General features: G+C 73.2%; 10 protein-coding genes. 1 reads left to right on the forward strand and 9 read right to left on the reverse strand.

Features of this window, described 5'->3' with window-relative positions:
• Nucleotides 1-5: 5 nt before the first annotated feature.
• The 9 genes from A3CE_RS58605 to A3CE_RS0114000 all read right to left on the reverse strand — a co-directional run bounded on the left by A3CE_RS58605 (nucleotide 6) and on the right by A3CE_RS0114000 (nucleotide 12,425).
• Nucleotides 6-1,655, reverse strand: coding sequence for an endo-1,4-beta-xylanase (locus A3CE_RS58605; protein WP_020640709.1), 1,650 nt, complete (start codon nucleotides 1,653-1,655; stop codon nucleotides 6-8).
• A gap of 14 nt (nucleotides 1,656-1,669) precedes the next feature.
• Nucleotides 1,670-2,710 (reverse strand): glycoside hydrolase family 62 protein, encoded by a 1,041-nt coding sequence (locus A3CE_RS0113965; protein WP_020640710.1) that lies wholly within the window; start codon nucleotides 2,708-2,710, stop codon nucleotides 1,670-1,672.
• A 271-nt stretch (nucleotides 2,711-2,981) separates the two neighbouring features.
• A complete protein-coding gene (locus tag A3CE_RS0113970) occupies nucleotides 2,982-7,871 on the reverse strand; it encodes an RHS repeat-associated core domain-containing protein (RefSeq protein WP_020640711.1) in 4,890 nt (1,629 codons plus the stop codon).
• A 7-nt stretch (nucleotides 7,872-7,878) separates the two neighbouring features.
• Complete coding sequence (locus tag A3CE_RS0113975) at nucleotides 7,879-8,337, reverse strand: YbaB/EbfC family nucleoid-associated protein (RefSeq protein WP_020640712.1); 459 nt, start codon at nucleotides 8,335-8,337, stop codon at nucleotides 7,879-7,881.
• Nucleotides 8,334-8,654 (reverse strand): type VII secretion target, encoded by a 321-nt coding sequence (locus tag A3CE_RS0113980; protein ID WP_020640713.1) that lies wholly within the window; start codon nucleotides 8,652-8,654, stop codon nucleotides 8,334-8,336. Before A3CE_RS0113980 ends, A3CE_RS0113975 begins: the two co-directional genes overlap by 4 nt.
• The gene (locus A3CE_RS0113985) at nucleotides 8,651-10,522 is read right to left on the reverse strand and encodes a PPE domain-containing protein (RefSeq protein ID WP_026468464.1); all 1,872 of its coding nucleotides are present in this window, start codon (nucleotides 10,520-10,522) and stop codon (nucleotides 8,651-8,653) included. Before A3CE_RS0113985 ends, A3CE_RS0113980 begins: the two co-directional genes overlap by 4 nt.
• A 16-nt stretch (nucleotides 10,523-10,538) precedes the next feature.
• A complete protein-coding gene (locus tag A3CE_RS51100) occupies nucleotides 10,539-10,871 on the reverse strand; it encodes a hypothetical protein (protein WP_020640714.1) in 333 nt (110 codons plus the stop codon).
• Nucleotides 10,861-11,691: an ESX secretion-associated protein EspG gene (locus A3CE_RS0113995; protein WP_020640715.1), complete on the reverse strand. Its 831-nt coding sequence runs from the start codon at nucleotides 11,689-11,691 to the stop codon at nucleotides 10,861-10,863. The genes A3CE_RS51100 and A3CE_RS0113995 overlap by 11 nt, the downstream gene beginning before the upstream one ends.
• Before the next feature lie 197 nt (nucleotides 11,692-11,888).
• Nucleotides 11,889-12,425: a ferritin gene (locus A3CE_RS0114000; RefSeq protein ID WP_020640716.1), complete on the reverse strand. Its 537-nt coding sequence runs from the start codon at nucleotides 12,423-12,425 to the stop codon at nucleotides 11,889-11,891.
• 47 nt (nucleotides 12,426-12,472) lie between these two features.
• Here A3CE_RS0114000 and A3CE_RS0114005 point away from each other — a divergent pair, with 47 nt between their 5' ends.
• Nucleotides 12,473-13,240, forward strand: a complete 768-nt coding sequence (locus tag A3CE_RS0114005) for an SDR family NAD(P)-dependent oxidoreductase (RefSeq protein ID WP_020640717.1) — start codon at nucleotides 12,473-12,475, stop codon at nucleotides 13,238-13,240.
• Nucleotides 13,241-13,285 lie beyond the last annotated feature (45 nt).

The raw sequence follows: 13,285 nt of genomic DNA on the forward strand, positions 1-13,285 counted from the left end.
TCTCCTCACGCCGCGCCGAACGCCTGGAGCACGGCGGTGTAGGCCGGCTTCTTGGCGTAGTTGCCGTCGAACAGCAGCGGGGTGCTCCCGCTGCGCCAGGAGTACTTGTCGGTGACGCCCCACGTGGTGATGCTCGTGCAGCGCGAAACCGCCAGGCAGGCCCGCACGACCTGGCCGTAGGTGGTGGCCTGCGCGCTGCCGGACCCGCCGACGTCGAGCTCGGTGATGTTCACGTCGACGCCGAGGGCGGCGAACCGCTGAAGGTTCGCCTGCAGCGTCGAGAGGTTCTGCCCGGCCGACAGGTGGGCCTGGAAGCCGACGCAGTCGATCGGCACGCCACGGGCCTTGAAATCGCGCACCATGGTGTAGACGCCGTTGCTCTTGGCGTTCTGGTTGTCGGTGTTGTAGTCGTTGTAGCAGAGCTTCGCGGAGCCGTCGGCCGCGCGGGCCGCCCGGAACGCCTCCTCGATGTAGCTGTTGCCGATGCGCTGCTGGAACACCGACCCGCGCCGGGTGCCGTCCTCGTTGAACGCCTCGTTGACGACGTCCCAGTAGACGATCTTCCCGCGGTAGTGCCCGGCCACGCCGTTGATGTGGTTGCGCATCGCGGCGAGCAGGTCCGAGCCGGAGCCGATGCCGCTCACCCACCCCGGCAGCTGGCTGTGCCACACCAGCGTGTGGCCGCGGACCTTCTGGCCGTGGCTCTGCGCGTGGCTCACGATGGCGTCACCACCGGTGAAGCGGAACGAGCCGCGCGAGGGCTCGGTCGCGTCCCACTTCATCTCGTTCTCCGGCGTGACACCGGTGAACTCGCGGTCGAGCGTGGTGGCGTACGCCGATTCGCCGAGGTGGCCGTTGGCGACGGCGGCGGCGAACGTCTTGCCCTTGGCCGCGGCCGCCGAACCCAGGGTCGCCGCGGCGAGCGTCTCCACGGCCGGCGTTTCCGCTGCCGCGGCGGGCCGCGGGTTGCCGATGCTGCCCGGCACCGAGCGCAGGGCGTTGTACCAGACGGCGGCCATCTTGTCGTAGCCGCCGGCGTTCGGGTGGACGCCGTCGGGGAGGTCGGCGGCGGACACCGCGCTGTGCATGTTCACCAGGTGCACGTGCTTGCCCGCGTTCACCTTGCTCTGCACGATCCCGGGCAGCGCGTTGTTGAACGTCCGCACGGCGGCGTCCCCGCTCGCCCACCCGATCGGGATGAGCTGCGCGACGAAGACGTCGGCGTTGGGCGCGGCGGCGGTGATGTGGTCGACGAGCGTGGACAGCCGGCCCGGCGCGCCCGCGACGTTGTAGTTCTGCAGCACGTCGTTGGTGCCGATGTGCAGCAGCACCGAGCGCGGGTTGTAGGTGCGCATCCAGCCGGTGACGTTCGCGTCGATCTGGTCGATGCGCCAGCCGGGGTGCCCTTCGTGGTCGTGGTCCCACAGGCTGCTGGGGCCGTTGAACTGCGAGCCGACGAAGTCGTTGGTGTAGCGGCCCGCGGCCAGGCGCTGCCACAGGCCGATCCGGTACCCGCCGGGCACGCCCGTGCCGTAGGTGATCGAGTCGCCCAGCGGCATGATCCGCACGCCGCCGTTCGACTCCGCGTGGGCGATACCGGCCAGGCCGGCGAACGCCACGACCGCGGCCGCCGCGGCGGCCAGGAACCTCTTCATCGTCGTCCTCCTCCTCAGCAGGTGGAGTTCGTCTGGGTGAGCAGGCCGAGCCGCCAGGGCAGGCTGTTGTAGTCGCCGCCCGCGTTGGGGTTCTTGCCCTGGTACAGGTACTGGAGGCGGCACGGGTTGATCGGCAGCGTCTGGTCGTTGCCGGAGCGGATCATTTCGCCGTGGCTGATGTCCTTCGACCACTGACCGGCGGGGAAGGTCACGTTGGTCGCCCGGGCGAAGGGGTTGCTTTCACTGGCGGCCAGCGGGTTCCAGGTGCCGGCGATGCTCGACGACGTCCAGGAGCGGAAGTAGCGGCGCCCGTCGGAACCGATCGCCTCCACCAGCAGCAGGTACTGGTTCTGGCCGGCGATCTTGTAGACGTTGCTGGCCTCGAACAGGTTGTTCTTGTTGGAGTCCCGCATCGCGATCACCGTGTTGCCGAAACCGTTGGGGAAGTTGGCCACGGTGGTCTGCGACCGGTACAGGTGACCGTTGTCGTCGGAGGAGAACAGGTAGCAGTTGGCCGAGTCGCAGATGACCCACATGTCGACCCAGTAGCCGTTGCCGATGTTCTGCTTGATGATGTCCGGCATCGCGCCGTAGAAGTTCTTCGGCGCGCTCCAGCCTCCTGGATTGGAGATGTCACTGTTCGTGGAGTAGGCGGCGTTGCCGTTCTGGTAGACGAGGTACCACTTTCCCTGCGGCGCGAAGTAGAAGACCTGCGGCGCCGCCCGGTAGCCCGAGCCGATCGCGGTCCGGTCCAGGTAGTACTGCGGGGCCGAAGCGGCTTGCGACCAATCGGAGAAATTGAGGTACACGAGGTTGTAGCCCGCCGCGTTCGCGGTGCTGGCGAACACGTGGTACTTGCCGTTCGCGTAGACGACCGTCGGGTCCTTGATGCCGGCGATGTTGTGACTGGCATCGGACTTCGGGCTGATCAGCACGCCACTGGAGCTCCACCGGAAACTGCCGGGGAGCGCGGCGGCGTTCGCCGCGGGGACGTTCAGCAGCGCGGTCAGCAGGACCGCGGCGATGGTCATCAGATAGCGGATCCGGGAATTCACATGACCTCCTGGGGACAGGGAGAAGTGCGCCGGTGGCGACCGAAACTTTCGCCATCGGATCCGAAATTCGACGAATTCTCGAAACTTTCGCTATCGCTGTTAGCGATAACATTTGTTTGTTGCCGACAGCTTAAACCCGCACGGCGCTCGATGACAACGGTCGGCTACGCAGCGCAATCCCGGCCGCGCGTCATGAACGACTCGTTCACCTCGTCCCACGTCAGGAAAGAGTCGTTCATGACATCCGGGCGGCCACCTGCTCGCCGGACGATCAGTCGTCGCCGGAGTCGCGGTCCAGCGCCTCCCAGTCCTTCGGCGTCGGGTCGCGGTACGTGCGCCGATGGATGTCCTCGAGTTCTTCCTCGTACGTCCGGTGGTCCGGGAACTTCCCGGTGCGCGCGGCTTCGCGCGCCGCGTGCAGTTCCCGCGCATCGTGCGTGCTCAACGGCGGAGTGGTTTCGTTGACGCCCTTGCCCGTCGCGTACGCGACGCCCTTGCCCACCGACTTGTCGACCATGTGGTGGAAGGAGTTGTCCGCGATGTCGCCCCCGACCGTGCCCGTCGTGGTGTGGAAGTGCTGCTGGTGGGCGTAGTCGAGCTGGTTGAGCTGCAGCGCCGTGTTGGGGTCGCCCGCTTCCAGGGCGTTGCGCTGGGAATCGCGGTAGGACTGGGCGGTGAACCCGGACGGCGCGGTCTTGGAACTGGTGCCGGTGCCGATGTGCTCCCGGTGCGACCGCAGTTCCTCCTGGTACGCCGGAGCGTGGTTCTCCAGCAGTTTCTGCTGCTCCCCGGCCCCGCGCTTGGCGTCGCTGCCGCGGCCGAGCACCTCGTAGCCGATCGGGTGCTCCGACTGGTGGGTGTCGCCGCTGACCTTTCCCTTCGTCGGGCCGCCCGGCCCCTTCAGCCGGTTGTCGAACAGGTCCGTCAGCCGCTTCTGCTCCCGGCCCTTCGCGCCGTGGGTGCCGTCGTCGTAACTGGTCTTGGCCCGCTTCGGCGGCTGCGGTCCCGGCGAACCGGGCGGCAGCCCCGGATTGCTGCCCGGCGGCCGCTTGCCGCCGCCGCTTCCACTCGCTTGGCACGGCGTGACGCCGGTGAGGCCGAGCGGGTCGATCTGGCGGGTCGGGTTGGGCACGTACGCCAGCGAGTCCGGCGCCGGGCCGAGGCCGAGCGGGTCGTGGCTCAGGTAGCGGCCGGTTTCCGGGTCGTAGTAGCGGTGGAAGTTGTAGTGCAGCCCGGTTTCCCGGTCGTGGTACTGGCCGGGGAACCGCAGCGGGGTCCAGGCCCGCGCCGGCTCGTCGGCGACCCGGCCCCACAGCGTGGCGCGCGGGTGCCAGGCGACGTCGCCCGCCTCGTCGACGAGCTCGGCCGGCGTGCCGACCAGGTCGGTGACGACCGTGTGGAACCGCTCGCCGGTCCCCCACCGCTCGGTCTGGGCGATCGGCCGCCCGGCACCCGGTTCCCGGTCCCACCCGACGGTCAGCCCGGCGTGGCTTTCCTCGGCCAGGTCGGTGCCGTCCCAGGTGAAGCCGATCCGCTCGGCGAGCCGGCCGCCGCCGTCGAACCGCAGCTTCGCGATCCGGCGCCCGAGCGCGTCGTAGTGGTACACCCACCGGTCGCCGTCCGGGGTGCCGACGGTGGTGAGCCGGTCGTCGGAGTTCCAGTGGTAGTGCCAGGTCCGGCCGTGCCGCTCCCGCTCGACCGTGCGGCCGAGGACGTCGTGCCGGTAGACCGTGTCCCCGGCGGCGGTCAGCAGCGTGCCCTCGTACCGGCGTGGCCCGGCCGCGGCGTCCGGCCCGGCCGTGACGGCGCCGGACGCGTTGTAGACGTAGACCTCCCGCCACGCGGGCCCGGTCACCGAGGACACCCGCCCCGCGGCGTCGACCGCCAGCGTGCGCGGGCCGGACAGCGCGTCCGAGACCGCGGCGAGGTGCCCGTCCGGCAGGTAGGCGTACTCGCGTCGCTGGGTGGTCCGCTCGCCGACGACGACCGCCTGCCCGATCAGCCGGTCCTGCGGGTCCCACCACTGGCGCAGCTCCGCGTGCCCGAGCCGACGGGACACTTCCCGGCCGTCCCGGTCGTAGCCGAAGCGCAGCTCCCGGGAGCCGGTACGCAGCGCGACCGGCCGCCCCGCCGCGTCGTAGGTGAAGACGGCGTGCGCGCCCGCGCTCGTCCGCCGGACGGTCCGGCGGCCGAGCGCGTCGTACTCCGAGTGCACCACGCGGCCGTTGACGGACTCCGCCACCACCCGGCCGAGCGGGTCGTGGCTGAAGCGGACCTCGGCGACGTCGTTGCGCGCGGAAATCATCCGGTCCGCGCTGTCGTAGGCGAAGGCGGCCACCTCGGGCCCCGCGCGGCGGGTGACGATCCGGCCGAGGACGTCGCGTTCGAGCAGGACGGTCCCGCCGTCGGCCCGGTCGATCCGGACGAGCTGCCCCGCGGCGTCGTAGCCGTAGCGCGTGGTGCGGCCGTTGAAATCGGTCTCCTCGATCACGTTCCCGGCGGCGTCGTAGGTGTAGCGCCACACGAGTCCTTGCTCGTTGGTCACCGCCACGAGCCGCAGTTCGGTGTCGTAGGCGTACTCGAGCCGGTGCCCGTCCGGTCCCGTCTCGGCGACCGGCAGGTCGAACGGGCCGAACTCGGTCCGGCTGACCAGGCCCCGCGCGTCGACGGCTTCCTCGGCGGTCCCCGAAGCGGCGTCGGACCAGCGCCAGGTCGCGCCGTCCGGGCCGACCCGCTCCCGCAGGTCCCCGCCGGGCGCCCAGCGCAACCTGGTCACGGCGCCGAGCGGGGTGACGACGGTGGTGACGCGGCCGAAGGCGTCGTACGCGTAGCGGGTGACGGCGCCGAGCGGGTCGGTGACGGCGACCGGCAGTCCCGCCGCGTTGTTCTCGAACCGGGTGACGCCGCCGAGCGCGTCGGTGACGGCGGCGATGCCGCCTGCCTCGTCGTACCCGTACGCCGTGACCGCGCCCAGCGGGTCGATGGTGCGCACGAGCTTGCCGCGCGGGTCGTACTCCCGCCGCCAGACCGCCCCGTCGGGCCCCATCCGCAGCACCGGACGGCCGCGCTCGTCGTACTCGGAGACCGCGACGCCGCCGTCCGGCCTGGTCACGCGCACGACGTTGCCCGCGTCGTCGAGTTCGTAGGTCGTGGTGCGGCCGAGCGGATCGGTGCGGCCGAGCACCCGGCCGTACCCGTCGAGGTCCACTGTGGACGCATGGCCGAGCGGGCCGGTTTCGGCGATCACGCGCAGCCGTTCGTCGAGCCGGTAGGTCGTGGTCGCGCCGAGGGAGTTCGTGAGCCGGGTGACGCGGCTTTCGTAGTCCAGGGTGCAGTCCAGGTGGCCGCCGTCGCTCTCGGTGCGGACGCAGCGGCCTTCGGCGTCGAAGCCGTAGCGGTACCACCGGCCCGCGCAGTCCTCCCAGCGGACGATCCGGCCGTCGGCGTCGTAGGTGAACGCCGTCGGGATGCCGCGATCGTCGACGACCTCGGTGAGCCGCCGCCGCGCGTCGTAGCCGTAGCGGGCCAGCGGGGTGTCCGCGCCGGGCAGGCGAAGGGCGGTCACCAGGCCGTTTCCGGTCTCGACGAGCAGGCGGTAGCCGCCGGAGTGCCGCAGTTCGGCGGGCAGGCCGGCGTCGTCGTAGCCGAGCACGACGTGGTTGCCGTCCCCGTCGCCGAGCGCGCGCAGCCGGCCGTCTTCCTCGAAGAACAGCAGCCGATCGGTGTCCGGATCGCCGACGACGTAACCGTCAGCGTCCCGCCACAGCCGCAGCCGTGGCCCGCTGTCGGGGACCACGGGAGCGTCGCCGGCCGGCACCGGGAAGGTCAGCAGCGTGCCGTCGGCCAGCGCGAGGTGCAGCCCGCCGGGCCCGGCTTCGAGGCGCTGGTCGAGCGTCGAAGCCCAGGACAGCCCGAAGAGGCGGCCGTACCGGTACGACGAGAGGTGGGTCCGCGACACGACGAGCGGCAGGGCGCCGGCGAACTCGGCGTCGACCTGAGTCAGGACGACCCAGCCGGTGGCGACGTCGATCGGGTCGGCGCAGAGGGTGCGGTCGGCGACCGGGACGTCGTGCTTGGCGGGGTTGCCGCGGTCGCTCAACGGCCGCGTTCCCGGCGCCGACGACGGCGTGGTGGCCGGAGTGTCCACAGTGGACGGTTTGGCCGGTGCGGCGGCGCTGGGGCTCGTGGGCAGGTCGGGGCCGGTGTGGGCCGGAGCGGTCGCACCACCGTTCGGCAGGTCCCCACTCGCGTGCGTCGGCGTGGTCGCACCGCCACCCGGCAGATCCCCACCCGCGCGCGTCGGCGTGGTCACGCCGCCGCCCGGCAGGTCCCCGACCGCGTGGGATGGTGTGACCGATCCGCCGTCGCCGGGGAGCTTCGCCGCGGCGCCCGGCCTCGTCGGCAGGTCCCCGACCGCGTGCGCCGGCGTGGCCCGTCCGGCGTCGACGTGCCGCAGGGCCGAGGAAGCGTCGCCGAAGACGTCGCCCGCCCGCTTCAGCAGGGGGATCAGCTTACCCAGCGCGTCGATCACCCGGGTGGTGACGCTCGCGATCTTCGTGCCGGTCGAGGCGACGGCGCGGACCACCTGCGGCACCACCCAGGTCAGCCCGATGCCCAGGGTGGCGAGGGCCTGCAGCGCCCAGCTGATCAGGCGGCCGACCAGCTCGGCGATGATGTCGCGGACCAGCCCGCGGACCGCCGCCACCAGTTCGCCGGCGGCCCGCACCCCGCCCGCGGCCCCCTCGGCGGCGTTCTGCGAGGCCAGGAGCAGCTTCGCGGTGTCCGCGATCCGCTCGTGGCAGGCGTCGGCCGCCGGGCCGGTCCAGCTCGGCGTGTCGGCGGCGGCCATCGCCGTCAGGTCGGTGCCGATCTCCGCCAGCTGCGCGCCGACGGCCTGCCACGTCTCGGCGTGCGCGGAGATCTGGCCCGGGTCGCCGGCGAGCGCGTCCAGAGCCTCCTTCAGCGGGCCCACGTGCTCCATCAGCCAGCCGACCCCCTGGGCGAGGATCGTGCCGAAGGGGTCCATCACCGCGCCGAGCGCGTCGAGGCCGGCACTGGTGGCGGCGAGGGCGCCGGCGGCCCAGTCGCCGCTGTCGATGGCGGACTTCAGGTCGGTGGCGGACTCCAGCAGCGATGCGCCGCTGACCGCGGGGTTGGTCACGTCCGGATCACCACGGCTCGTCGTCTGGGGCGGCGGCTTCGTCGTCGCTCTCGGGTGCCGGCGGTTCGTCGCCGGGGCCGGGGAACCGGCCGCGCAGGTCGGCCAGCATCAGCTCGCGGGTCTGGGGGTCGTCGTCGCCGAGTTCGGCGGCCAGCACCTCGCCGACCCGACCGGCGATCCCGGCCTGCGCCTGGCGCATGGTGCCGAGGATCAGCGCGGCCAGCTCGGGCATCGGGACGGTGCGCGCCTTGGGCCCGAACTCGAGATCGGTGACGCTGCCGTCGGCCCGGACGGTCACCCGCACGAAGTCCGACACGCTGGTCGCGCTCAGGCGCAGGTCCCCGGTCCGCCGGGCCACCGATTCGTACTTCTCGGCCTTCGCGGTGAGGCCGGCCGCCCACTGGTCGAGGCTCGCCCGCGCTTCGTCGGGGCTCCCGCTCATCGCCCGCACGCCGGGTCCGGTCATTTTCGTTCCTCTCCGGCGAGGTAGTCGTGGAAGGGCTGCGCGGAGGCATCCTCGCGCTGCTGGTAGTTCCCGGCCGCGGTGCGCACGTTGGCCGCCGTGGTGCGCACGGCCGCGGAGGTGGCGGCCAGGGCGTCCTTTCCCTTGTCCTCCACCGGGTTCACGATCGGCGGGAGGAACGCGCAGAGCAGGCCGTAGGCGTTGCCCGGCATCGACGAGGCGGCGGCCGTGGCGGCCACCGCGGCGATCCGCGCGTCGAGCGCGTCGAGGTGTCCGGCGTGGACGGTGAGCTCGTCCGCGGCGACTCCGAATCCCGTCACGGCTTCTTCCTCCAGTTCTTGTTCTTCTTCCAGTCACCGAGGGTGGGCGGGACGACCGGCTCCTCGGCGGCGAAGAGCTCCGGATCCGCTTCGAGGTAGTCCGCGACGCGGTGTTCTTCGTCCCCGGCCGGCTTGCCGCCCGCCCGGGGGACGCCGCCCAGCGCCCCTGGCGTGCCCGGCGCGCCCGGCTGACCGGCGGGGGGCCGCGGTACGTCAGGGGCACTGGCAGGGCTGCTGTCCCGGGCTGCCCCGGACCGCTCCGGTACCCCGGCGGCACCAGGCGGCCGGACATCGTCGCGGCGCGGCCCGCCGGGGATGATCTCGCCCGGGGCCGCCTCGGGCAGCTCGGGGACTCGTGGGCCACCGGACCGCACGACGTCGTCGCGGCGCCGGCCACCGCGGACACCCCCACCGAACCCCGCGCCACCCGGAGGCACCGGCCCGGGTCCGGCGGTCCCGCCCGGCGCGGCCGGATCCGGCGGAACCCCGCCCACGCCGACCGGATCCGCCGACGGGAACGGCGGCACCCAGCGCGCCCCGCTCACGGCCGTCGAGTCCGGCGGCGGCAACGGCGGCACCCCACCCGCCACCGGCCGGGTCCCCTCCGGCACCTTCGAATCCGGCTGCGGGAAGGGCGGAACCCCACCGGCCACCGGCGCATCCGACCGCGAAAACGACCGAGCCCCGCCCGCCACCGGCGAATCCGATTGCGGCACCGGCGGAACTCCACCGGCCATCGGCCGGGTCCCGTCCGGCACCTTCGAATCCGGTCGCGGGAAGGGCTGAACCCCGCCCACGGCCCGGGGATCCGCCGGCGGCAGCGGCGGCACCCCGCCCGCCACGGGCGAATCCGACCGCGAAAACGACCGAGCCCCACCCACCACCGGCGAACCCGGCGGCACCCCGCCTGCAGCCTCCGAATCCGGCGCCCGGAACGCCGGAACCCCACCCGTCACCGGCGAACCCGGCTGCGGGACCGGCGGCAGCCCGGCCGCCGCCACCACCTGCTCCGGCGAGCGGGCAGGCGGCACCCCACCGGCACCACCCCCGCCCGCCGAGTCCGCGGAATCCGCCGAATCCGGCCGGAGCACCCCGCTCGCCACCGGCGCATCCGACCGTGAACCGGGCGGCGCCTGGCTGGGAACAACCGCGGCCGCCAAGGAATCCGGCCGGCCCGGCTCCCCCGTCTGTCCACTCGGGACCGGAACCCCGGGCAGTTCCGGCGGCGCGGCGAAGAACGGCGTCGCCACCGCCTGAGCCAGCGTCCGGTCGTACTCCGTCATGATCCGCACCGCCTCGGCGTGCGCGGCTTCCTGGGCTTGGCGGGCCCGCGTGTCCTCGCCCAGCTGCCGGGCGTACTCGGCCGGGTCGGTGATGCCCTGCAGCCGCGCGTTCGCCGCGTCCGCCGAGAACTCGACCGGCGGGTTGGCCGCCATGCGCCTGCGCGCCTCCTCCAGCGCCTGCGCGTGGAGCTGCTGCTGCCGCCCGGCGAGCAACGCGCCGCGCCCGGTGGTGCCGAGCCAGCGCCCGACCGCCGTCAGGTGGCGGCGGACGGCGTCGCCGCCCGCCCCCTGCCAGTCACCGTGGCTGTCGTCGACCGCGCGGGCCAGCGCCCGCTCGTGCAGCAGGAGCTCGTCGCCGATGCGGAGCCACTCCTGCGCCGACTCGGTGACCACGGCCGGGTTCGCGTCCGTCGAGATCTCGGTCGTCATCTGTTCGTGGGAGACGTTCTCCCACACCGTCGCCGGCACCCCGGCGGACGGCCGCAGTTCCAGGTCGCCGCCCGCCGAAGCGGTTTCCGGGACCTGCCGGAGGGTGCGCTGGAACCCGGCGTACCAGGTGTCCGGCTCCCGCGGTTCTCTCGACACGTGTGCTCCTCGACGCTCAGGCCCCGGGGTGGAGGCGGCCGATCGTGTCGCGCGTCGCGGCTTCCCGGCCGGCGTAGTCCTTCGCCGCCGTCTCGATCGCCTCGACGTACTGGGGGAACGCGGTCCGGGCCCGCTCGAGCCGGGTGAGCAGGCCGCGGTCGTCCGTCGCGGTCGCGGCCATCCGCGCCGCGACGAACCGGCCGGCCGGGGTCGCCCCGAGCGGTGGCGGCCCGCCGAGCACCGCCCACCGGCCCGCTTCCGCGTCCAGGGTCTCGGCGACGGCGTCGAGCGCCGCGGCGAGCTGGGCCCCGGCCTGGGGACCGACCGCGAAACCACCGTCAGTAGACATGGGACACCGCCCGTCCGATCGCGCCGGCCACGACCTCGCGGCCGGCGGGCTCGTAGCGTGCCGACACGGCACCGTTCGGCCCGGCGGCCGCGTGCACCAGGTACCGGCCCGCCGCCGTGTCCACCCAGCCCAGCGTGGGGGCGGCCACCCGGCGCCCGGTGCGGTCGCGGCCGGTCACCACGATCTGCCCGCCGCCGAACCGGGCACCCGCCAGCACCTCGGCGAGTTCGCCGGGCTCCTCCGGTTCGTGGCCACCGGGACCGAGCCGCGGTCCCACGTCGAGGGTGTCGAAGGCGCGGGTTTCCTCGTGGTCGTGCTCGGCTTCGGCCAGGCGACGGCGCCGCATCGCCGACATCTCGGCGTCGGCGGACCGCTCGACGGAGACGGGCCGGCCGGCCGCGCCGTCCACCGCGGGCAGCACCCCGGTCAGCACGTCGACGAACTCCTCGTCGGCGAAGAGCGAAAACTCCAGCCGGTCGTCCGCCGCGAGCTGGGTGATGCCGAGGGCCTGGGCGCCGTCGGTCAGCCCGGCGACCGCGATGGTTTCGCCGAGCCCGTCGATCCCGGTGATGGCGACCAGCGCCCGGTGCGCACCGAACAGGGCGAACGCCGTGCGCAGGCCGCGGTTGAGCCGGCCCCGCACGGACAACCGGCGCCCGGCGAGCCCCGCCTCGACGTCGTCCGCCAGCGCGGCCAGCCGCCGGGGATCCCCGGGCGCCGGCCGGAACCGGAACGGGAAGATCCGCGCGGGCACGCCGAGGGCTTGGCCGAGGACGTCCGCTTCGACCGGGTCGAGGGTGAAGTCGAACCGCTCCGCCATCGCTGCCCCTTCCGCCGGCCCCGTCGCCGGCGAGGGCTCCACCATTACGCCGAACGGTGGTACGCGCTAGACCCTGCGGCCCAGACCGGGCAACCGACGGCAAATGGTTGCACGACCGAAACCCCTTCGAGGCCCTGTCCTGCTGGAACCACCCGATTTCGCGACGATTCCGCGCGAACAGGTGAAACGGGAGCTGCTCAGAGCTTGCCGCCCGCGACCGGCGGCATGTCCGGGGCCTCGTCGACCGCCGTGGCCGACTCGCGGAACAGGTGGCTCTCGACCTCGAACAGGTTGCCGCCCGCGCGTTCGACCACGGTGAGCAGCGTGGACATCTGCGCCACCTCCTCGACCTGCTCCTTGAGGAACCAGTGCACGAACTGCTCGCCGAGATAGTCCTCCTCGGCGCGCGCGGCCTTCGCCATCGCCTCGATGTCGGCGGTGACCGCCCGTTCCTGCGCCACGGCCAGCTCGATCGCTTCGTGCGCGCTCGAAAAGTCGTTCCGGACGTCGCCGGTACCCGGGATGGCCACCGGCTGGTCGCGGTCGAGCAGGTAGCGCACCATCGCGAGCGCGTGGTTGCGCGCCTCGATCGCCTGCCGGTAGAAGCGCTTGGCCAGCCGCGGCAGGTCGCGGGCGTCGAACCAGACGGCCAGCGCGATGTACTGCTGGGCGGCGGTGAACTCGTGGCGGATCTGCGTCTGCAGCAGCTGGGCGAACTTCCGGGTTTCGGCCATGCCCCACAACCTACGATGGATCGGGGACGCGGATCTACGATCGGCCGGTGACCTCAGCACCCGGCCTGCCCGACCTGTCCGGCACGATCACCTGCGTCACCGGCGCTTCCGGCACCGTCGGCCGCGGGATCGCGCTCCGGTTCGCCGAAGCGGGCAGCGCCGTGGCCGTGCACCACCGCCGTCCCGGCGCCGCGGACGACGTCGTGGCGGCGATCGAAGCCGCGGGCGGACGGGCCCGCGCGTTCGCCGCCGAACTGACCGACGACGAGGCCTGCCACACCCTGCTCGACGCCGTCGCGGACTGGGGCGGCCGGCTCGACGCGCTGGTGAACAACGCCGGCGTCCAGCCGGTCGAGGCTCTCGCGGACCTGACGGCCCAGCGCTGGCGGGCGATGCTGGACGCGACCCTGACCAGCGCGTTTTCCTGCACCCAGGCCGCGACCCGGCTCCTGCGCGACGGCGGGAGCGTCACGCACATCGCGTCGATCGAGGCCCGGCAGCCCGCACCGGGCCACGTCCACTACAGCGCGGCCAAGGCGGCCTTGGTGACGCACGCCCGCGGCGCGGCGCTGGAGTACGGGCCGCGCGGCATCCGCGTCAACACGGTGTCCCCCGGCCTGATCTCCCGCGCGGGCCTGGAGCGGGAGTGGCCGGACGGCGTCGAGCGCTGGCACCGCGCGGCACCCCTGGGCCGGCTGGGCACGCCCGCCGACGTCGGCAACGCGTGCGTCTTCCTGGCCTCCCCGCTGGCGTCCTGGATCACGGGCCACGACCTGGTCGTCGACGGCGGTGTCAGCGCCCGTCCGACCTGGTGACGCCTGCTAGAGTGGAACGTGTTCTAGTTCCAGCCCGGCAGGGAG

The sequence above is a fragment of the Amycolatopsis balhimycina FH 1894 genome, assembly GCF_000384295.1.
GTDB classification, from domain to species: Bacteria; Actinomycetota; Actinomycetes; order Mycobacteriales; family Pseudonocardiaceae; genus Amycolatopsis; species Amycolatopsis balhimycina.

Excerpts from the sequence above, each read along its gene's own strand:
- A3CE_RS58605 (WP_020640709.1), bottom strand. The coding sequence starts at position 1,655 with ATGAAGAGGTTCCTGGCCGCCGCGGCGGCCGCGGTCGTGGCGTTCGCC.
- A3CE_RS51100 (WP_020640714.1), bottom strand. The coding sequence starts at position 10,871 with ATGTCTACTGACGGTGGTTTCGCGGTCGGTCCCCAGGCCGGGGCCCAG.
- A3CE_RS0113975 (WP_020640712.1), bottom strand. The coding sequence starts at position 8,337 with ATGACCGGACCCGGCGTGCGGGCGATGAGCGGGAGCCCCGACGAAGCG.
- A3CE_RS0113995 (WP_020640715.1), bottom strand. The coding sequence starts at position 11,691 with ATGGCGGAGCGGTTCGACTTCACCCTCGACCCGGTCGAAGCGGACGTC.
- A3CE_RS0114000 (WP_020640716.1), bottom strand. The coding sequence starts at position 12,425 with ATGGCCGAAACCCGGAAGTTCGCCCAGCTGCTGCAGACGCAGATCCGC.